18 protein-coding genes and 1 riboswitch are annotated in these 18,556 nt (G+C 69.1%); of the genes, 5 read left to right on the top strand and 13 right to left on the bottom strand.

The annotated features are described in order from the left end of the window. Nucleotides 1-52: 52 nt before the first annotated feature. The 3 genes from ACQUSX_RS11350 to ACQUSX_RS11340 are packed head-to-tail and all read right to left on the bottom strand — an operon-like array spanning nt 53 to nt 3,144. Complete coding sequence (locus tag ACQUSX_RS11350; RefSeq protein WP_428907023.1) at nt 53-1,066, bottom strand: aldo/keto reductase family protein; 1,014 nt, start codon at nt 1,064-1,066, stop codon at nt 53-55. Between the two features lie 24 nt (nt 1,067-1,090). Then, the gene (locus ACQUSX_RS11345; protein ID WP_428907022.1) at nt 1,091-1,405 is read right to left on the bottom strand and encodes a hypothetical protein; all 315 of its coding nucleotides are present in this window, start codon (nt 1,403-1,405) and stop codon (nt 1,091-1,093) included. Between the two features lie 44 nt (nt 1,406-1,449). Next, on the bottom strand, nt 1,450-3,144 hold the full coding sequence (locus tag ACQUSX_RS11340; RefSeq protein ID WP_428907021.1) for a DUF4407 domain-containing protein: 1,695 nt from the start codon (nt 3,142-3,144) through the stop codon (nt 1,450-1,452). A gap of 106 nt (nt 3,145-3,250) precedes the next feature. Here ACQUSX_RS11340 and ACQUSX_RS11335 point away from each other — a divergent pair, with 106 nt between their 5' ends. Both ACQUSX_RS11335 and ACQUSX_RS11330 read left to right on the top strand, forming a co-directional pair. Beyond that, nucleotides 3,251-3,727 carry a SixA phosphatase family protein gene (locus ACQUSX_RS11335; RefSeq protein WP_428907020.1) on the top strand — a complete coding sequence of 159 codons (477 nt, stop codon included), beginning with the start codon at nt 3,251-3,253 and terminating at the stop codon, nt 3,725-3,727. Then, complete coding sequence (locus ACQUSX_RS11330; protein WP_428907019.1) at nt 3,724-4,518, top strand: hypothetical protein; 795 nt, start codon at nt 3,724-3,726, stop codon at nt 4,516-4,518. Before ACQUSX_RS11335 ends, ACQUSX_RS11330 begins: the two co-directional genes overlap by 4 nt. Nucleotides 4,519-4,591: 73 nt before the next feature. Here the strand turns inward: ACQUSX_RS11330 and rlmN are convergent, their stop codons facing one another. Beyond that, complete coding sequence (gene rlmN, locus ACQUSX_RS11325; protein ID WP_428907018.1) at nt 4,592-5,854, bottom strand: dual-specificity RNA methyltransferase RlmN; 1,263 nt, start codon at nt 5,852-5,854, stop codon at nt 4,592-4,594. Between the two features lie 113 nt (nt 5,855-5,967). Here rlmN and ACQUSX_RS11320 point away from each other — a divergent pair, with 113 nt between their 5' ends. Beyond that, entirely contained in the window at nt 5,968-6,606 is a 639-nt protein-coding gene (locus ACQUSX_RS11320) for a bifunctional 4-hydroxy-2-oxoglutarate aldolase/2-dehydro-3-deoxy-phosphogluconate aldolase (RefSeq protein ID WP_428907017.1), read from the top strand. Nucleotides 6,607-6,732: 126 nt separating this feature from the next. On the opposite strand, the gene ACQUSX_RS11315 is transcribed toward ACQUSX_RS11320, so the two are convergent. Continuing rightward, entirely contained in the window at nt 6,733-7,563 is an 831-nt protein-coding gene (locus ACQUSX_RS11315) for an SDR family oxidoreductase (RefSeq protein ID WP_428907016.1), read from the bottom strand. A 15-nt stretch (nt 7,564-7,578) separates the two neighbouring features. Next, nucleotides 7,579-8,355: an SDR family NAD(P)-dependent oxidoreductase gene (locus ACQUSX_RS11310; protein WP_428907015.1), complete on the bottom strand. Its 777-nt coding sequence runs from the start codon at nt 8,353-8,355 to the stop codon at nt 7,579-7,581. A 119-nt stretch (nt 8,356-8,474) separates the two neighbouring features. On the opposite strand from ACQUSX_RS11310, the gene ACQUSX_RS11305 reads away from it, so the two are divergent. Then, entirely contained in the window at nt 8,475-8,834 is a 360-nt protein-coding gene (locus ACQUSX_RS11305; protein ID WP_428907014.1) for a DUF488 domain-containing protein, read from the top strand. Nucleotides 8,835-8,848: 14 nt separating this feature from the next. Here the strand turns inward: ACQUSX_RS11305 and ACQUSX_RS11300 are convergent, their stop codons facing one another. The 5 genes from ACQUSX_RS11300 to ACQUSX_RS11280 all read right to left on the bottom strand — a co-directional run bounded on the left by ACQUSX_RS11300 (nt 8,849) and on the right by ACQUSX_RS11280 (nt 12,607). Continuing rightward, on the bottom strand, nt 8,849-9,253 hold the full coding sequence (locus tag ACQUSX_RS11300) for a VOC family protein (RefSeq protein ID WP_428907013.1): 405 nt from the start codon (nt 9,251-9,253) through the stop codon (nt 8,849-8,851). Between the two features lie 10 nt (nt 9,254-9,263). Further along, nucleotides 9,264-9,692, bottom strand: coding sequence for a helix-turn-helix transcriptional regulator (locus ACQUSX_RS11295; protein WP_428907012.1), 429 nt, complete (start codon nt 9,690-9,692; stop codon nt 9,264-9,266). A 14-nt stretch (nt 9,693-9,706) separates the two neighbouring features. Next, on the bottom strand, nt 9,707-10,495 hold the full coding sequence (locus tag ACQUSX_RS11290) for an energy-coupling factor transporter transmembrane component T family protein (protein ID WP_428907011.1): 789 nt from the start codon (nt 10,493-10,495) through the stop codon (nt 9,707-9,709). Beyond that, nucleotides 10,492-11,967, bottom strand: a complete 1,476-nt coding sequence (locus tag ACQUSX_RS11285; protein WP_428907010.1) for an ABC transporter ATP-binding protein — start codon at nt 11,965-11,967, stop codon at nt 10,492-10,494. Before ACQUSX_RS11285 ends, ACQUSX_RS11290 begins: the two co-directional genes overlap by 4 nt. Nucleotide 11,968: 1 nt before the next feature. Next, nucleotides 11,969-12,607 (bottom strand): ECF transporter S component, encoded by a 639-nt coding sequence (locus tag ACQUSX_RS11280; RefSeq protein WP_428907009.1) that lies wholly within the window; start codon nt 12,605-12,607, stop codon nt 11,969-11,971. After that, nucleotides 12,600-12,709: riboswitch (TPP riboswitch) on the bottom strand. Its footprint overlaps the gene before it by 8 nt. A 61-nt stretch (nt 12,710-12,770) precedes the next feature. Here ACQUSX_RS11280 and ACQUSX_RS11275 point away from each other — a divergent pair. Beyond that, nucleotides 12,771-14,429, top strand: coding sequence for a D-alanyl-D-alanine carboxypeptidase family protein (locus ACQUSX_RS11275; protein WP_428907008.1), 1,659 nt, complete (start codon nt 12,771-12,773; stop codon nt 14,427-14,429). Between the two features lie 112 nt (nt 14,430-14,541). On the opposite strand, the gene ACQUSX_RS11270 is transcribed toward ACQUSX_RS11275, so the two are convergent. Next, a complete protein-coding gene (locus tag ACQUSX_RS11270; RefSeq protein ID WP_428907007.1) occupies nt 14,542-16,698 on the bottom strand; it encodes an ABC transporter ATP-binding protein in 2,157 nt (718 codons plus the stop codon). Then, nucleotides 16,695-18,422 (bottom strand): ABC transporter ATP-binding protein, encoded by a 1,728-nt coding sequence (locus ACQUSX_RS11265; RefSeq protein WP_428907006.1) that lies wholly within the window; start codon nt 18,420-18,422, stop codon nt 16,695-16,697. Before ACQUSX_RS11265 ends, ACQUSX_RS11270 begins: the two co-directional genes overlap by 4 nt. Nucleotides 18,423-18,556 lie beyond the last annotated feature (134 nt).

Raw genomic sequence — 18,556 nt, 5'->3', positions numbered from 1 at the left:
TTGACCCCTCATGAAGTTTGGGGGGCCGGACGTCGGATGCCCGGGTCCGAGTTCAGACCAGGCGGGACTTCGGGGAGACCGAGTAGGTGTCCTCGGGGTCGTCGTTGACGACACCGGCGAGAGCGGTGTCGATCGCGGCCATGACCTCGGCATCCAGCGTCACTCCCGACGCCTTCACCGTGTCGGAGAGCTGCTCGGGGCGCGAAGCGCCGACCAGGGCCGCGGCGACGTTCGGGTTCTGCAGCACCCACGCGATCGCGAGCTGCGGCATGCTCAGGCCCGCATCCGCGGCGATCGGCTTCAGGCGCTGCACCGCCTCGAGGATGTCGTCGCGCAGCAGCCGCTCGATGAAGTGGGCGCCCGAGTGCGGATCCGTCGCGCGCGAGCCGTCCGGCACGGGCTGACCCGGCAGGTACTTGCCGCTGAGCACGCCCTGCGCCATCGGCGACCAGACGATCTGCGAGATCCCGAGCTCTTCAGACGCCGGCACGACCTTGCCTTCGATGACGCGGTGCAGCATCGAGTACTGGGGCTGGTTCGAGATCAGCTGCACGCCCAGCTGCGTCGCCAGCGCGTGACCTTCGCGCAGCTGCTCGGCCGTCCACTCGGACACCCCGATGTACAGCGCCTTGCCCTGGCGGACGACGTCGGCGAACGCCTGCATCGTCTCCTCCAGCGGAGTCTCATAGTCATAGCGGTGCGCCTGGTACAGGTCGACGTAGTCGGTGCCCAGCCGCTCGAGCGAGCCGTTGATCGACTCGAAGATGTGCTTGCGGCTGAGTCCGGTGTCGTTCGGCCCCTTCGGTCCCGTGGGGAAGTACACCTTGGTGAAGATCTCGAGCCCCGCGCGGCGCTGGCCGGCGAGCGCCTTGCCGAGCACGACCTCGGCGGCGGTGTTGGCATAGGTGTCGGCCGTGTCGAACGTGGTGATGCCGGCATCCAGTGCCGCGTGGACGGTGGCGACGGCGGCGGTGTCGTCCACCTGCGACGCGTGCGTCACCCAGTTGCCATACGTGATCTCCGAGACCTTGAGTCCGCTGTTACCGAGATAGCGATAGTTGACCATGCACCAACGCTACTGCCGTGCTGGTCAGACGGGCGCCGTCGCCGGCTTCCGCCCAGCCAGGCGCACGGCGAGACCGACAATCGCTCCCGCTGCGAGCAGACTCACGACATACAGCGGCGCCGCCCAGGGCGATGCATCCCCACCCGAGATCATGAACGTGTCCGCGAGACTCATCCCCGGCAGGAAGGAACCCACGAAATAGGCCGGCACGCCCAGCGCCAGCACGATGAGGAACAGCAGCGCGGCGACGGTCGCGTCGAGACGGGATCGGATGCTGAGCACCGCGACGACCACGGCGATGGCGACCCCGATCATGCCGACCCGCACCGTGCTCATCATCCCGTCATCCTCTCCGCCGCGCGCGACAAGGTCGATGTCGGAGTTCAGACGCCGGCCGGCTCCCGCAGGTCAGCGCGCGTCACCGGCTCGGTGGGCGGACCGGCGGCCAGCGAGGGGTCGCGATCGGCGGGATCGGATGCCGCAGCATCCGACATTCCGGCGGCAGCCGCGCCCACGTGAGCCGCCGGCGCACCACCTGCGCTCTCGGCGACGATCGCGGCGCGATCGCGGAAGCCCTCGGCGCTCACGCGATCGAGTTCGACCTGCTTGCGGATGGCCTTGGTCTTCTCGTACAGCGAAGGGTCGCCCCAGCTGGTGAGCACCTTCACGAGCACGGGCAGCAGCTCGATCATGAAGAACAGCGCGGCGATCAGCAAGTGCGCCCACCAGATCGTCGGCTCCTTGGCGGCGAGGCGGTTCAGGCCCGTGACCTGGCTGAGAAGTCCGACCGCCTGCGCGTTGCCGGCAGCCACCGAATCGGCGCGCGCGTTGTATGCGGCGAGCGCCTGCTCGTAGGTCTGCTGCGCGGCGGGAAGCTGGTCCTTCGCCTGCTGGCGGTTGGTCGCCTCGGATGCCGTCGTGTTCTCCTTCGCCGACGTCTCCGCCGCCGAGAGGTCGTCGTTCGCGCTGCGCAGCTGAGCGGCCAGCGCGTCATAGGTCTGCTGCGCCTGGGCGAGCTGCGCCTTCGCGGCATCCGAGCTGGAGCCCGGCCCGTTCACGCCGGTGCAGCCCGGCACGGTCCCCGCACCCTCGCCGGTGAGCTCGCACTGGTACAGCGCACGCGCTTCGTCGATGACCTTCTGCTGATCGGCCATCTTGCCGGTCAGGTCGTCGACGGTCGCCGCTGCGGCCGACGTCGAGGCAGAACCCGCCTCGGTGCCTGAGACGATGCCCGTCGCAGCCTGGTTCTCGAGGACGGCGACCCGCTCGGATGCCGAGTCGAGGGCCTTCTTCTCGGGACCCTGCTCGAGGGCATCCTGATCGGACTGCGACTGCGTGATGTTGGTGGACGCGACCTCGCGCGCGATGTCGTTGTTGAACACCTGCAGCACGAGTGGCTCCGCCACCAGGACGCCGATCAGCGCCGCCATCGCCACACGCGGCAGTGCCAGGGCGATGAGCTTGACGACACTCCGGGTCGAGGTCATCGTCGAGGTGAGGAAGCGATCCAGGTTGAAGATGATGGCGGCCCACACGATCGCGAGCGGCACTGCCACCCAGACCGCGACCTGCACGCCCGTGGTGAGGGCGAAGAGCATTGAGATCGCCGAGACCAGCGCTGTGCCGAGCAGCACGAAGAACATCTGCACGAAGCGCGGGGTCTCACCCGGCACACGATCGAGGATCTCCCCTTCGGCACCGCCGAGGATCGCCATAGTGCGCAGGCGCGAGCCCTTGGGTCGCGGTGTGCGCTCGCGCTTGAGTCGCGGTGTGCGCTCGCGCTTGAGTCGCGGTGTGCGCTCGCGCTTGGGTCGCGGTGCGCGCTCGCGCTTGGGTCGCGGCGCGCGCGAAGCGGATGCCTCGGAGCCGGCAGCTCCGGACAGCGCGGGTTCGGCAACCACGCTCGGGGCGGCGGCGGAGTCCGACTCGGGCGCGGTGCTGCCGGTCGGTTCGTAGCTGCGCAGGAAGTCGAGTTCCGCGTCGTCGTGGATGCCCTCGGGCCGGTCAGGGCCATCGGCTTCGAACGAGATCCGCCCCTGCGAATCCATCTGGCCCGGGCGGTGTGCGGAATAGGACATCGTTCCAGGTTAGAAAGCCGCGCCTGTGGGAGTCCCGGACGATCCCTGAGGACGATTCCCAGGAATGAGTCGCCGCCGCGGTGGCACGGGCGCGAGAATGTACGGCATGAAGACGCTGCTGCTGACCCGTCACGCGAAGTCCGACTGGGGCGATCCGAGTGTCGCCGACCACGACCGTCCGCTGAACGAGCGCGGACTGCGTGACGCTCCGATCATGGCCCGCAGGCTGCGCGATGAGGGCATCCGACTCGATCACATCGTCGCGAGCACCGCGCTGCGCGCGCGCACCACGGCGGACGCCTATGCGAGCGCCTACGGTCTCGAGGTCGCCGACGAGCCGCTGCTGTACGCAGCATCGGCCCGTTCGATCATGTCGGTCGCGTCGGAACTTCCCGACGAGACCGACGTCGCGATGTTCGTCGGACACAACCCGGGAATGCAGTACGCCTTCGCCGAGCTCACCGGCGAGTTCGTCGAGTTCCCGACGTGCACGGTCGCGGAGTGCGCCGCCGACGTCGACTCCTGGGCCGAGCTGATCGAGAGGTCCGGCCGCTTCGTCTCGCTGCGTACGCCGCGATCGTGATGTCCGCCACCCTCACTCGCATCGCGGCTCTGCTCGCCGCATCGATCGCCGCGCTCTCGCTGTCGGGATGCGGCGCCACTCCCGCCGACACCGCCGATCGGCACGAGGCGGAGGCGCACCGGGCGGTCGCCGACTTCGTCCGCAGCCTCTACCGCGGGCCGACCGACACGGTCGACGACTATGCACGGTGGGCCGACGAGAAGCTGATGGGCTCCCCGTCGCTGGAGATGATCGGCTATCAGGCGTACCCGGGTGCGGTGCACGGCGAGCCCTTCGGCGCACTGCAGCTGCGCGCCACGATCGCGACCGGCGACAGCGCGCCGCAACGGACGTGCTACGAGGCCGAGTTCGACTTCTGGGGTGTGGCCACGGAGGAGTTCGGGCAGTGGGACGACGACGACGCCGTCGCCACGCCGATCGAGTGCCCTGCGGATGCCCGAGCCGTGGGCCCACCCGTCGACACCCGCCCGGTGTTCGTCGTGCCGCCGGGCGCGAAGGACATCGTGACCGACGTGCTGAGAGCCGCCGATCCGGACTCCACCGAGGAGAGCATCCGGGTGGAGATGGAGTCTCGCATGCCCAAGCCCACGGGCGACCGCGAGGTCGCCTTCGAACCGTCGGTGGCGATCCGGGACCAGGAGATCGGCGTCGCGATGGGCGACGTCGACGACTGCTTGCTCGTGGCGCGCCGGACCGACGGAGCCATCGAGGTCCTTCAGGCTCCCCGCGTACTGCTGCAGCCGGGCGAACTGGGCTGCCACGCCGACACTGCCCTGCGCTCACCGCACTGACGCCCTGCGCTCACCGCACTGACGCCCTGCGCTCACCGCACTGACGCCGCGCGATGGCGCGCGAGGAGCGGGCTCAGGCCATCGCGGCGGCTGCGACCTCGTCCTCGCTGGTCGCGACCAGCTGACCGCATGCCCCGTCGATCTCCTTGCCGCGGGTGTCGCGCAGCGTGGTGGGTATGCCGGCGTCGTTGAGGCGGCGGACGAACTCGTCCGTCGCCTCGCGGGTGGATGCGGTCCACACCGATTCGGGCGTCGGGTTCAGTGGGATCGGGTTCACGTGCACCCAGCCGCGTCCGCGCTCGTTGAGCTTCTCCGCCAGCAGGTCGGCACGCCAGCCGTGGTCGTTCATGTCCTTGATGAGCGCGTACTCGATCGAGACGCGGCGCCCGGTCTTCTCGTAGTACTCGCGGGCCGCGTCGAGCGCCTCATCGACCTTCCAGCGCGAGTTGACCGGGATCAGCTCGTCGCGCAGCTGGTCATCCGGAGCATGCAGCGACAGCGCGAAGGTGACGGGGATGTTCTCGTCGGCCAGCTTGCGGATGGCTGGCACCAGGCCGACCGTCGACACGGTGATGCCACGGGCGCTCATGCCCAGCCCGTCGGGCTGCGGTGCGACCATGATGCGAACGGCATCCATGACCCGCTTGTAGTTCGCGAGCGGCTCGCCCATGCCCATGAAGACGATGTTCGTGACACGTTCCCTGTCGGGCCCGGTGGTTGGGTGAGCGGAGCGAGACGAGACCCCGCCGAGACCGCCCTCGGCGATCAGGCGGTTCGCGCGCACGATCTGCTCGATGATCTCTGCGGTCGACATGTTGCGGGTCAGACCCGCCTGGCCGGTGGCGCAGAACGGGCAGTTCATGCCGCAGCCGGCCTGCGAGGACACGCACAGGGTGATGCGGCCCGGGTAGCGCATCAGCACCGACTCGACCAGCGCGCCGTCGTGCAGTCGCCAGAGGAACTTGATGGTGTCGCCCCGGTCCGTCTCGAGGCGCTTCACCTCGGTCAGCAGCGGTGGCAGCATCCCACCCACCAGGTCTTCCCGCTGCGCGGCCGGAAGATCGGTCATCTGCGCCGGGTCGGAGGTGTAGTGGGTGAAGTAGTGCGTCGCCAGCTGCTTGGCGCGAAAGCCCGGCAGTCCGAGTTCCTTGACCTTCTCGATGCGCTCGGTCGGGGTCAGGTCGGCCAGGTGCACGGGCGGCTTGCCCCGCTTGGGGCTGGCGAACTGCAGCAGCGGGCGCCCCTCGGCATCCTTCTTCTGCGTCCACCCCTCCGTCTTCGGGCGCGTCTGGCGCACGCCGGTGTTCGCAGGGCGCGCAGGAGAAGTCTCGGTCATGGTTCCAGGGTACGGGCTGACGAGTGGGAGGAGCCTGGGCCGTCGCAGGGCTCAGCTTGTAATTACAGGCTTGGATCGGGGAGAATGAGCGCACCCCCGAGCAAGGAGCCGCCATGACCGACCGCCTCACCCGCACTCGCGCCAGCGGCGTCCTCGCCGTGCTGCGTGCGCCGTCACCGGAGTCCGCTCTGGATGCCGCCGAGGCGATCATCCGCGGCGGCATCACCGGCATCGAGGTGACCTACTCCACCCCCGACGCACCCGCCGTGATCCGCGAGCTCATCGCCCGCCACGGCACTGCGGCGCACATCGGCGCCGGCACCGTGACCACGCCCGAGCAGGCCACGGCGGCAGCCGACGCGGGGGCCGAGTTCCTGGTCAGCCCCGGCACGCTCCCAGACCTCACCCGGGCCATGCTCGACACCGGTCGCGTCGTGATGACGGGCGCCCTGACCCCTACCGAGGTGATGGTCGCCCTGGAACTCGGCGTCGATGTCGTGAAGATCTTCCCGGCATCCCTCGGCGGTCCGTCGTATCTCGGCGCGCTGCGCGGCCCGTTCCCGGATGCGCCGCTGATGCCCACCGGCGGAGTCAAGCCCGACAACCTGGCCGACTGGTTCGGCGCAGGCGCGGTGGCGGTGGGCGCCGGCGGCGATCTGGCGAACGGAGCGTCGATCGCGGCATCCGACTGGGCCGACCTCGAGGCGCGCTCCGCCCGCTTCGCCGCCGCGCTGACAGCCGCGCGCGGCTGACGCATCCGCTGCTCCGAGTTACAGAACGGGGCCGACACGCCAGATGTCGGACGATCCCCGCAGATCGGTCCTGCATCTGGCGTGTCGGCCCCCGAAGTGTAAACGCGCGGGCGAGCATGGAGTCCGTCAGTCCAGGAAGATGTCCGGGAACAGCCGGTCGTCCGGCGTGCCGGGCACGGCGGCGTACTTCGAGAAGTCGGTCACGCCGGCATCCGACAGCACGTCCTCGACGATCAGGGTCTGCCCCGTATACGAGGCCGCGGGCTTCGTGACCACCGCGTAGGCGGCGTCGGCGTAGATCTCCGGCGTGCGGCTGGCGGCCATCAGCTTGTCGCCGCCGAGCACGTTCTGCACGGCCGCGGTCGCGATCGTGGTGCGCGGCCACAGGGTGTTGGCCGCGATCCCGGCATCTGCGAATTCGGCAGCGAGGCCCAGCGTCGCCATCGTCATGCCGTACTTCGCGAGGGTGTAGCCGGTGTGCGCGCCGAGCCACTTCGGCGCCAGGTTCAGCGGCGGCGAGAGCGAGAGGATGTGCGGGTTCTCGGCGTCGCGCAGCAGCGGCACGGCTGCGCGCGAGAGCATGAAGGTGCCGCGCACGTTGACGTCCTGCATGAGGTCGTACTTCTTCGCGCTGAGATCCAGCGACTGCGAGAGGTCGATGACGCTGGCGTTGTTGACGATGATGTCGATGCCGCCGAACTCGCCCTGCGTCTTCAGCACGGCTTCGGTGATGTGGTCGTCGTCGCGCACGTCGCCGACGATGGGCAGCGCCTGACCGCCCGCCGCGCGAATCGCCTCGGCCGCGGTGTGCACCGTGCCCTCGAGCTTCGGATGCGGGGTGTCGGTCTTGGCGAGCATCGCGATGTTCGCTCCGTCGGCCGCTGCGCGCAGCGCGATGGCGAGGCCGATGCCGCGGCTGCCGCCGGACATCAGGATGGTCTTGCCTGCGAGGGACATGTTCTCTCCTTGCGCTTACTTCGGTGCCATGCGGATGGCGCCGTCGAGACGGATGGTCTCGCCATTCAGGTAGCCGTTGGCGATGATGCTCTCGACCAGCGCCGCGTATTCGTCCGGACGACCGAGCCGCGCCGGGTACGGCACCTGCTGGCCGAGGGACTCCTGCGCCGCCTCGGGGAGACCGGCGAGCATCGGGGTCTCCATGATCCCCGGCGCGATCGTGCACACCCGGATGCCATGGCGCGCGAGCTCACGCGCGATCGGCAGTGTCATGGCATGCACGCCGCCCTTGGATGCCGAGTACGCGGGCTGGCCGATCTGGCCGTCGAACGCCGCGACGCTGGCGGTGTTGATGATGACCCCGCGGTCGCCTCCGGCGCCCCGCTCATCGGGCATCGGCTCGTTCTGCGCGATCACGGCGGATGCCTGCGAGATGACGTTGAAGGTGCCGACGAGGTTGATGCGGACGACGCGTTCGAAGGCGGCGAGGTCGGCGGGGTTGCCGTCGCGGTCGAGAACCTTGGCGGGTGGCGCGATTCCGGCGCAGTTGACGACGACGCGCAGCGGCGCGATCGCCTGAGCGGATGCCACGGCTGCGGCGACCTCGTCAGCGCTGGTCACATCGGCGGGAGCGAAGATGCCACCCAGTTCGGCGGCGATCTCGGCACCGGCGGAGTTCGGCAGGTCGACGATCGTCACCTGCGCGCCCGCTGCGGCCAGTCTGCGCGCGGTGGCGAGTCCCAGCCCGCTGGCGCCGCCGGTGATCAGCGCACCCTGTCCCGTGATCTGCATCGTGTTCTCCTTCGAAACGACACGGCACCTCCACGGCGTCGTGTGCGACTGAGTCTCAGCATACGTGGTGCTGAGTGCCGTCAGTGGCGGGTTCAGCGCGGTGGGTGGATGCTGAGAGTATGGAACTTCGTCGCAAACGAGCCTACGACACGGCCTCGGCCGCGGACGGGTACCGAGTGCTGATCGACCGGCTGTGGCCACGGGGCGTCTCGAAGGAGAAGGCGGCGATCGACCTGTGGGCGAAGGACATCGCCCCGAGCGCGGAGCTGCGACGCGACTGGCACGCCGCACCCGCTGAGGATTTCGAGATCTACGCCGATCGGTATCGCGCGGAGCTGGCGGGCGAGGACGCCGAAGCGCTGCGCCGGCTCGCGGATGACCTGCGACAGCATCCGGTCGTCACGCTCGTGTACGCGCTGCACGACACCGAGCGCAACCACGCCGTGGTGCTGGAGCAGGCCCTTCGCGAACTGCGCTGAGCCGCAGCGCGCGCTCAGAGCTGGTTGACGCGGATGAGATTGCCCGCGGGATCGCGGAAGGCGCAGTCGCGCACGCCGTAGTCCTGGTCGGTGGGCTCCTGCACGACGTCGGCCCCGCCGGCCTCCATGCGCTCGAACAGCGCATCGAGGTCATCCGTGCCGAGCGTGACAGCGGCGAGCACGCCCTTGGCCATGAGGTTCAGCACGGTCTCGCGCTCGGCCTCGGTGACGCCGGGGTCGACCACGGGCGGATGCAGCACGATCGAGGTGGCATCGCCGACCGGGCCGACCGTGAGCCAGCGCATGCCGTTGTAGCCGACGTCGTTGCGCAGCTCGAAACCGAGCAGGTCGCGGTAGAAGCCGAGTGCCGCCTCGGCGTCGGTGTGCGGAAGGAAGGTGTTGTGGATCGAGATGTTCATGTCGCCCACGCTACGACCGGGCCGCGGCGACCGCTTCTCGATTCCTGACCGGTCTGGTGATCTGCTTGGCCAGGCACGGCGGAATGCCCTCGACCGATCGCGAGGGGTCGTCGCGATAGGCGCTGGGCGAGACGCCGACGAGCTGTGAGAACCGGGTGCTGAATGTGCCGAGCGACGAGAACCCGACGGCGAAGCAGATGTCGGTGATCGACATGTCACCGCGCCGCAGCAGCGTCATCGCCCGCTCGATGCGCCGTGTCATCAGATACGAGTAAGGCGGCTCACCGTAGATGCGCCGGAACTCTCGGCTGAGGAACCCCGCCGACATGTGCACCCCGCGGGCGAGATCCTCGACGTTCAGGGGCTGTGCGAACTCGCGGTCGATACGATCGCGCACCCGCCGCATGACGGCGATGTCCGCCCGGTCGTCCGAAGCCATGCAGGCATTCTGCCTCACCCAGGGCCGAGGATGAAGTTCCAGGCACCAGTCGCGACAGCGGCGGTGATGGCGGATGCTGAGATCGCCGCGCCGATGAGCAGCAGCATCCACTCCCGCCAGCCGAATCGCGCGGGACGCGCCCAGGTGCGTCGCACATCGGCGCCGAACCCTCGGGCCTCCATCGCGGTGGACAGCTTCGCGCCACGGCGGATCGACAGCACGAGCAGCGCGAAGGCCATGCCGGCGAACCTGCGCACCCGACCACGGTCGGCCACTCCGCGGGCTCGGCGCGCGAGCTCCAGCGCCCGCCAGTCGTCGATGAACAGACCCACCATCCGCAGTCCGGCAAGCGCCCCCAGCACGAATCGTGCCGGCAGACGCATCGTCTGGGCGAGCCCGTCCGCGAGATCGGTGGGATCGACGGTGATGAACAGCACGACCGACGGCAGCGCGATCGCGAGCACCCGCAGCATCGTGGCACCGGCGAGCAGCAGCGATCCGTCGCTGACGCGCACCAGGAACCACTCGAAGTACACGGTGCCGCCGGCCTCGCCGTAGAGGGCGATCGTGACGCCCGTCAGCGGGGCCGCCAGCCAGACCGGCCACGTGCGCCGCCAGAACTCCCGCCATCCGATGCCCGCGAACACGAACAGCGCGCACTCCAGCAGCAGCGCGACGGCCGCCGAGACGATGTCGAGGGTGAGGATCAGCGGCAGTGCGATCAGCGCGCTCGCGCCGAGCTTGGCCACCGGGTTGATGCGCGCCATGGCGCCGGTGCGCGCCCGCGTCTCGAGCAGGGTCATGATCGCACGTCCATCGTGAACCACTCGGCGTGCAGCGCCCTGACGACGTCGAGGTCGTGGGTCACGGCGACAAGCGCGGCACCGTCGTCGCGCAGCTCGGCGAGCATGGCGATCAGCTCCTGCCACGTGCGCGCATCCTGCCCGAATGTCGGCTCATCGAGCACCAGCATCCGGGGTCTGGTGGCGAGCGCGGCGGCGACCGTGAGCCGTCGCTTCTCGCCGCCGGAGAGCGTGTAGGGGTTGGCCTTGGCCAGCCGGTCGAGCCGCAGACGCTGCAGCAGCTCGTCGCTTCGGGCCGCGATCTCGGTCGGTGAGAGTCCGAGCGAGCGCGGACCGATCGCCAGCTCGTTCTGCACCGTGGTCGCCAGCAGCTGATGCTCCGGCTCCTGGAACACCGTGCCGATCCGGGTGAGCAGCTGACGCGACGTCCAGCGGATCGGGTGGGGACCGGCCCCTTCGCTCAGGGCATCCGATGCGATCAGCTGACCATCCGCAGGCGGAAGGAGCCCCGCCAGCGTCAGGCCGAGCGTCGACTTGCCGACCCCGTTGGGGCCGGTGATCGCGAGCACCGAACCCGCCCGCACGTTGACGTCGAGGCCCGCCGCGACGGTGGCGCCGCGCACCCGCGCGACGGCGAGGTCGCGCGCGCCGACCAGCACCTCTCCCGGTGCGGATGCCGGTGGCGCCGGATGCTGTGGTGGCAGGCCGGGCACCCATACTCCCGCTGCGGCGAGCCGCTCCCCCTCGGCGGCGAGCACGGCGTCCGGATGCCCGTCGGCGATGACTCCGGTGCCGCTGCCGTCCGCGTCGTCGCCGATCACGATGACGCGGTCGATGAGCGGCAGCCACACGTCGAGGCGGTGCTCGACGACGATGAGCGTGGTGCGCTGCGCCGCGAGCAGCCGCTGAACCGCCTCGCGGACCTCGATGACGCCCTCAGGGTCGAGGTTCGCCGTCGGCTCGTCGAGCAGCAGCAGCCCCGGCCGCATCGCCAGCGATCCGGCGAGCGCCAGACGCTGCTTCTGCCCACCGGAGAGCGCCTTGGTCGGGCGATCGAGCGGCACGTCAAGGCCGACGGCGTCCAGCGCCGCGTCAACCCGTCGCCAGATCTCGTCTCTGGGGATGCCGAGGTTCTCGCATCCGAAGGCGACATCGTCGCCCACGCGCGCGAGGATCACCTGCGAATCGGGGTCCTGCAGCACGAGGCCGGTGCGCCCGCGCGAGGCGGCGGCGGGGGCGCCGTCGATGAGCAGCTCGCCTTCGGCCTCGCCCTCCTCATCACCGCCGAGCACGCCCGCAAGGCCCTGCATCATGGTCGACTTGCCCGCACCGGATGCCCCGAGCAGCAGCACCCGCTCGCCCGGTTCGATCCGCAGCGAGACGTCGCGCAGCGCCCAGGCGAGGCGGCTCGCGTGCCGCCACCCCCAGCCCCGCGCGACGACCGCCGCAGGTCGCGCCTCGACTGAAGTCATCTCAGACGCGGGCCCGCACCTCGCGGCCGGAGCCGAAGCGGTCCAGGGCGCCGGTCGATGCCAGGCCACGGGCCAGCAGCCAGCCGAGCAGGCCCGCCAGCACCGCACCGGACACCACGGTCGAGATCAGGTAGATCGTCGTGAATGCCGCATCCGAACCGGCGAACCACAGGATCAGGTTGTTGACGCCGCCGAAGAGGGCAGCGCCCGCACCGGCGAGCATCGCGACCGGCAGCGTCCAGGCCCGGTAGGCGAAGAGCAGGAAGATCAGCTCGGCGCCGAGCCCCTGCACCAGACCGGCCTCGATCGTGAGGAATCCGCCCCACTGCGCTCCGGCAAGGGCCGAGACGACCGCGGCGATGGTCTCGACGTAGATCGCGGCGCCGACCTTGCGGATGATCAGACCGCCGAGCACACCGGCGATGAGCCATGGCCCGTCGAGAAGCCCCTGCATGCCGGGCAGCAGCGGCTCGAGCAGGGCCTTCGGCCCGAGGTAGCCCACGTTCCAGGCCAGGAACAGGAACCCGCAGGCGACGCCGAGAACGCTGGCGACGACGATGTCGACGATGCGCCAGCGCCAGATCTCCGGCCGGAGCCGCCCCGTGCGGGTCGGGGTGGACGTGGGTGCGGACGTACTCATATGAACTCCTCCCTGCGCCGGCATTATCCGGATCAGGTTCGACGGTCGAAGCGCGTTTCGCTTCCTCTCAGCCCGGCATGCCGGACTCCCGTGGTGATGCCTCGATCATAGCCCGCCAGCCACCCTGGCAGACCGGCACGGAGACATTGGGTAGCGTGGATGGGTGACAACCTCCCCCGAGTCCACGCGCCCTGCCACGCGCCGCGCACTGCGCGAGCGCACGCGCGCGCAGGCGGAGACCGCCGCGCCAGGTCCGCTTCCGGCGTTCGGAGCCAGTCTTCGGCCCGATCAGCCGCACGACGCCGGCGACACGGAGACCGCTGTTCGGCCCGCATATACCGACGCCGGCGCATGGAGCGCCGATACTGTCGCTGTGGATGTCGTCGAGCCCGCCCCGGGGCCGGAGCCGGATCTCGACCCGGCCGACCCTGCGCCGAGCACGCCCGAGCCAGACCTCGAGGACGAGTTCGCTGAGCCGCGGACGGCCTGGGCGGACGAGAAGAGCCTTCCGACCGCGCTGACCTGGATCGACGAGACCCGGTTCGCGGAGTCGTCGATCCCCGAGCGCGAGAAGGCGCCCGACCTGTTCGCCGGTGCGAAGCTGATCCCCGGCTGGCTGCGCCCGCGCATCCTCGTTCCGCTCGGCATCGTCGCCGGCGTGTGCGGCGCATACGTCGCCACGACGCTGATGTGGCCGCTGAACGCCGTCGCTCCGGTGGCCGCGACCAGCGAGGTCGAGATCGAGCCGGCACCTATAGCAGCAATGAACTGGCCCGCACAGGGCAGCGCGGCCGTCGGCATCCAGGGCATCGCACCGGTGGCATCCACCACCGAACGCGACGAGATCGCGAGCATCTCCAAGGTCGTGAGCGTGCTGATGGTGCTCGATGAGCTGCCGCTCGAGCCGGGCGAGCAGGGCCCGAGCTTCGATTTCGACTGGGGCGATTCGAACGAGTACTGGGAGTACCGTGCCGCGGACCAGTCCGCACTCGATGTGCCTGTGGGCGGCTCGCTGACTGAGTACCAGATGCTGCAGGGCATCATGCTCGGCTCGGCCAACAACTACATCGACCGTCTCTCCGATGAGCTGTGGGGTTCAGACTGGGGATTCTCGCAGGCCTCTGCGAAGTGGCTGGATGACCGCGGCCTGGGCGCCATCGAACTCGACTCGCCCTCCGGCTTCGACGAGGACAACATCGCCACGCCGGCCGCGCTGCTGCAGCTGGGGGAACTCGCGATGCGGAACCCGATCTTCGCCGAGCTCGCCGGCACCCGCTCGGCGGACATCCCAGGCGTCGGCACGGTCACCAATACGAACCAGATGCTCGATGATCCCGGAGTGGTCGGCATCAAGACCGGCACGCTGTCGCACTGGAACCTCCTCACCGCCAAGGACGTGCCGGTCGGCGACACCACTGTGCGGCTGTTCGCCTCGGTGCTCGGGCAGGACGACAACGAGGCGCGGCTCGCCGTCACCCGTCAGCTGTTCGCCGAGGTGGAGGCGTCGCTCATCGCACAGCCGACCGCCGTGCCGAAGGGCACCGTCGTCGGGCACGTCACCACCGAGTGGGGTGGCCGAGTCGACATCGTGACGGATGCCGATGCCCAGGTCGTCCTGTGGAACGGCGCGACCGCGGAGGCATCCACCGCGCTCACGTTCGAAGACGAGTCCGAGGCCGGAGCGAAGGTCGGCACGCTGACGGCCGACGGCCCGCTCGGCACGGCGGAGACGTCCGTCTCGCTGGCCGCGGAGATCGTGTCGCCGAGCGCGTGGTGGCGTCTGACGCATCCGCTCGAGCTGTTCGGCCTGGACAACGACTGACGCACCGCCGCTCTCCGGCACAGGGCACCGCGGCACGATGCGAGCCCAGTGCACGAGTGCCCGCCCCGTGTTCGGGGCGGGCACTCTGCTACTCGGCGGAGGCGTCGATGCGTCAGTCGCGGCGCGGGTCGGATGCCGACGACTCGGCGTCCTTCACGGCTTCGGCCAGCTGCATGGCGTCCGGCGCCTCGGCGATCGCCTCGACGTCCTCGGCCTCGCCGGTGACCACGACGGGGGTGGAGCCGGTGAGCGCCTCCTCGGCGTCGATGTCGGTCGCCGCCTGCTCGAACTGCGACTGGTAGAGCCGCCAGTACGCTCCCTGCTTGGCGATCAGCTCGTCGTGATCACCCTGCTCGACGATGTCGCCGTGCTCCATCACCAGGATGAGGTCGGCGTCGCGGATCGTCGACAGACGGTGCGCGATCACGAACGAGGTCCGTCCCTCGCGCAGCGCCGCCATCGCCTGCTGCAGCAGCAGCTCGGTGCGGGTGTCGACAGCGCTGGTCGCCTCGTCGAGGATGAGGATCGACGGCCGTGCCACGAACGCGCGGGCGATCGTGATGAGCTGGCGCTCACCGGCTGACACGTTGGACGCGTCCTCGTCGAGCACGGTCTCGTACCCCTCGGGCAGCGAGTGGACGAAGCGGTCGACATACGTCGCGGCCGCGGCCGCGACGATCTGCTCGTCGGTTGCCGAGTCGTTACCGTACCGGATGTTCTCGCGGATGGTGCCGCCGAACAGCCACGGGTCCTGCAGCACCATGCCTGTGCGGCGGCGCAGGTCGTCGCGTGCCATCTCGGCGATGTCCTGCCCGTCGAGCAGGATGCGCCCCGAGTCCAGCTCGTAGAACCGCATGATCAGGTTGACCAGTGTCGTCTTGCCCGCACCGGTCGGACCGACGATCGCGACGGTCTGGCCCGGCTCGACCCGGAACGACAGATCCTTGATCAGCGGCCGGTCCTCGCTGTACGAGAACGCGACGTGCTCGAACTCGATCACGCCTCGGCCACCGTCGACCGTCGGGGCGTCCTCGTCGTCGGGCTCCTGCTCCTCGGCATCAAGGAAGTCGAACACGCGCTCGGCCGAGGCGGTGCCCGACTGCACGACCGCGGCCATGCCGCCGAGCTCGCTGAGCGGCTGGCTGAACTGCTGCGAGTACTGGATGAACGCCTGCACGTCGCCGAGACGCAGGTTGCCGCTGGCGACCATGAGACCGCCGAGCACCGCGATGCCCACGTAGGTGAGATTTCCGACGAAGGTCATGGCGGGCATGATGATGCCCGACAGGAACTGCGCCTTGAAGCTCGCCTGGAACAGCTCTTCGTTCTCGACCTGGAAGCTGTCGAGAGCGTCCTGCTCGCGACCGAACACCTTGACGAGCGCGTGACCCGAGAAGGCCTCCTCGACGCGTGCGTTGAGCCGGCCAACCTTGCGCCACTGGATGCCGAACGCCTTCTGCGAGCGCGGCCCGATGATGCCGAAGATCACGGCCATCAGCGGCAGCGACACGAGCGCCACCAGCGCGAGCTGCCACGAGATGGAGAACATCATGATCAGCACGCCGATGACGGTGAGCACCGAGGTCAGCGCTCCCGACAGCGACTGCTGCATGGTCTGCGTGATGTTGTCGATGTCGTTCGTCACGCGCGAGATCAGCTCGCCGCGCTGCACCTTGTCGAAGTACGACAGCGGCAGGCGGTTGATCTTCGCCTCGACGTCTTCGCGCAGGCGCCACATGGTGCGGACCATGATCACATTGATCACGTAGCCCTGCAGCCAGCTGAGCACCGAGGCCACGACGTAGATGGCGAGCACCGCCATGATGATCCAGCGCAGTCGCTCGAAGTCGACGCCGTCGCCGACCGAGAAGTTGTCCATGGCGGCGACCATGTCGGCGAAGGTGCCCTGATCGTTCTGGCGCAGCGCCTCGACGACCTGCTCCTGGCTCATGCCGGAAGGGAACCCGTTGTCGCCGAGGACCTTCGAGATGAAGCCCTCGTAGACGATGTTCGTCGCCTCACCGAGGATCTTCGGCGCGGCCACAGTGAGCACGACGCCGATCGCGCCGAAGATCGACACGAGCACGAACCACGCCGCCGACGGGCGCAGCAATCCGATCATGCGCCGGAAGCTCGGCCCGAAGTGATCGGCCTTGCCGGGTGCGGGGCCGTCGAACATGCCCCCGCCCTCCAGGCGGGCCTTCTCGGCCAGTTCGGCCTCTTCCTTCTCTGCGGCGGTCAGCTCGACCTGAGTCTTCGAGTCGCTCATGCGTCCACCCCCAGCTGCGAGACCACGATCTCCTTGTACGTCTCACTCGTGGCGAGCAGCTCGTCGTGCGTGCCGACGCCGACGACGGCGCCGTCTTCGAGCACGACGATCCGGTCGGCATCCGTGATGGTCGACACGCGCTGCGCGACGACGATCTTGGTCACGTCCGGCAGCTTGCGCCACAGTGCCTGGCGCAATCGGGCATCCGTCGTCAGGTCGAGAGCCGAGAACGAATCGTCGAACACGAGGATCTTCGGCTGGTGCACGATCGCGCGAGCGATCGCGAGGCGCTGACGCTGCCCGCCGGAGACGTTGGTGCCGCCCTGCGAGATGCGCGACTGCAGACCCTCGGGCATCTCCTCGACGAAGTCGCGCCCCTGCGCGATCTCGAGGGCAGCCCACAGCTCTTCGTCCGTGGCGTCCTCGCGGCCGTAGCGGAGGTTGGATGCCACCGTGCCGGTGAACAGGAACGGGCGCTGCGGCACGAGGCCGATGCCCTTCCACAGGGTGTCGAGGTCGGCCTCGCGCACGTCGACGCCGCCGACGGAGACCGAGCCGCCGGTGACGTCGAACAGCCGGGGGATGAGCGAGACGAGCGTCGTCTTGCCGGATCCGGTCGAGCCGATGATGGCGACAGTCTCGCCGGGCTCGGCGCGGAAGCTGATGCCGGAGAGCACCGGGGCCTCGGCCCCTGGGTAGGTGAACTCGACGTCGTCGAACGCCACGGCTCCGGGAGCCGGGAACTCGGTCACACCGCTCTCAGGGCGGGTCATCGACGACTCGGCGTCGAGCACCTCGCCGACGCGCTCTGCCGAGACGGCCGCGCGCGGGATCATCATGGCCATGAAGCTGGACATGATGACGCCCATCATGATCTGGCCGATGTACTGCATGAACGCGAAGATCGTGCCGATCTCGGCGTTGCCGTCGTTGATCTCGACACCCCCGAACCAGACGACCGCGACGACGGTGACATTGAGCACCAGCATGAACAGCGGGAACATCAGCACGAACAGCGAGCCGATGTTGCGGCCGAGCACCATGAGGTCGGTGTTCACCTCGCGGAACCGGCGCTCCTCGATGCGCTCGCGCACGAAGGCGCGCACGACGCGCACGCCGGTGAGCTGCTCGCGCATGATCCGGTTGACGGCGTCGAGCTTGCGCTGATTGGCGCGGAACAGCGGCACCATGCGGGCGATGATGAGCACGGCGATGAGCAGCAGCAGCGGAACCGACACGGCGATCAGCCAGCTGAGGCCGACGTCGGTCTGCACGGCCTTGATGATGCCGCCGATGGCCAGCAGCGGAGCGGTGACGAACATCGTCGCGCCCATCATGGCGAGCATCTGCACCTGCTGCACGTCGTTCGTGTTGCGGGTGATCAGCGATCCGGCGCCGAACTGCGACACCTCGCGCTCGGAGAAGCCGCTGACGCGCGCGAACACGTCGGCGCGGATGTCGCGGCCTGCGGCCATCGCCATGCGCGCCGCGAAGAGCGTCGCGACGATCGAGGCGAGGATCTGACCGAGCGAGACGATCAGCATGAAGGCGCCACGGCTCCAGATGTAGCCGATGTCGGCCTTCGCGACGCCGTTGTTGATGATGTCTGCGTTGATCTCAGGCAGGTTGAGGGATGCCATCACACTGGCGAACTGCAGCACGACGATGATCAGCAGCAGCCACCAGTATCTGGTGAGGTAGCGGTAAAGGATTTTTCCCAGCACAGGTGGACTTCCTTGGGATCGGATGCGGCCGAAAAAGGCCACACGATAGCGTGCCACGAACTGCCGACATTCGTATCCCCCTCAGGGATGACCTTCGCTGACAGCGAAACCCCCGAATAGACTCGCTGGAGCGA

It is taken from the genome of Microbacterium alcoholitolerans (genome assembly GCF_050408615.1).
Taxonomy (GTDB): domain Bacteria; phylum Actinomycetota; class Actinomycetes; order Actinomycetales; family Microbacteriaceae; genus Microbacterium.
Note: the sequence above shows the minus strand (reverse complement) of the source record. Positions and strands in the feature narration are given on the sequence as shown.

What these genes read in the sequence shown, in the direction of transcription:
- ACQUSX_RS11340 (WP_428907021.1), bottom strand. Translation starts at nt 3,144, where the DNA reads ATGTCCTATTCCGCACACCGCCCGGGCCAGATGGATTCGCAGGGGCGG.
- ACQUSX_RS11300 (WP_428907013.1), bottom strand. Translation starts at nt 9,253, where the DNA reads ATGAACATCTCGATCCACAACACCTTCCTTCCGCACACCGACGCCGAG.
- ACQUSX_RS11315 (WP_428907016.1), bottom strand. Translation starts at nt 7,563, where the DNA reads ATGTCCCTCGCAGGCAAGACCATCCTGATGTCCGGCGGCAGCCGCGGC.
- ACQUSX_RS11280 (WP_428907009.1), bottom strand. Translation starts at nt 12,607, where the DNA reads ATGAGTACGTCCGCACCCACGTCCACCCCGACCCGCACGGGGCGGCTC.
- ACQUSX_RS11305 (WP_428907014.1), top strand. Translation starts at nt 8,475, where the DNA reads ATGGAACTTCGTCGCAAACGAGCCTACGACACGGCCTCGGCCGCGGAC.
- ACQUSX_RS11350 (WP_428907023.1), bottom strand. Translation starts at nt 1,066, where the DNA reads ATGGTCAACTATCGCTATCTCGGTAACAGCGGACTCAAGGTCTCGGAG.
- ACQUSX_RS11310 (WP_428907015.1), bottom strand. Translation starts at nt 8,355, where the DNA reads ATGCAGATCACGGGACAGGGTGCGCTGATCACCGGCGGCGCCAGCGGG.
- ACQUSX_RS11295 (WP_428907012.1), bottom strand. Translation starts at nt 9,692, where the DNA reads ATGGCTTCGGACGACCGGGCGGACATCGCCGTCATGCGGCGGGTGCGC.
- ACQUSX_RS11285 (WP_428907010.1), bottom strand. Translation starts at nt 11,967, where the DNA reads ATGACTTCAGTCGAGGCGCGACCTGCGGCGGTCGTCGCGCGGGGCTGG.
- ACQUSX_RS11320 (WP_428907017.1), top strand. Translation starts at nt 5,968, where the DNA reads ATGACCGACCGCCTCACCCGCACTCGCGCCAGCGGCGTCCTCGCCGTG.
- ACQUSX_RS11335 (WP_428907020.1), top strand. Translation starts at nt 3,251, where the DNA reads ATGAAGACGCTGCTGCTGACCCGTCACGCGAAGTCCGACTGGGGCGAT.
- ACQUSX_RS11270 (WP_428907007.1), bottom strand. Translation starts at nt 16,698, where the DNA reads ATGAGCGACTCGAAGACTCAGGTCGAGCTGACCGCCGCAGAGAAGGAA.
- ACQUSX_RS11290 (WP_428907011.1), bottom strand. Translation starts at nt 10,495, where the DNA reads ATGACCCTGCTCGAGACGCGGGCGCGCACCGGCGCCATGGCGCGCATC.
- rlmN (WP_428907018.1), bottom strand. Translation starts at nt 5,854, where the DNA reads ATGACCGAGACTTCTCCTGCGCGCCCTGCGAACACCGGCGTGCGCCAG.
- ACQUSX_RS11345 (WP_428907022.1), bottom strand. Translation starts at nt 1,405, where the DNA reads ATGATGAGCACGGTGCGGGTCGGCATGATCGGGGTCGCCATCGCCGTG.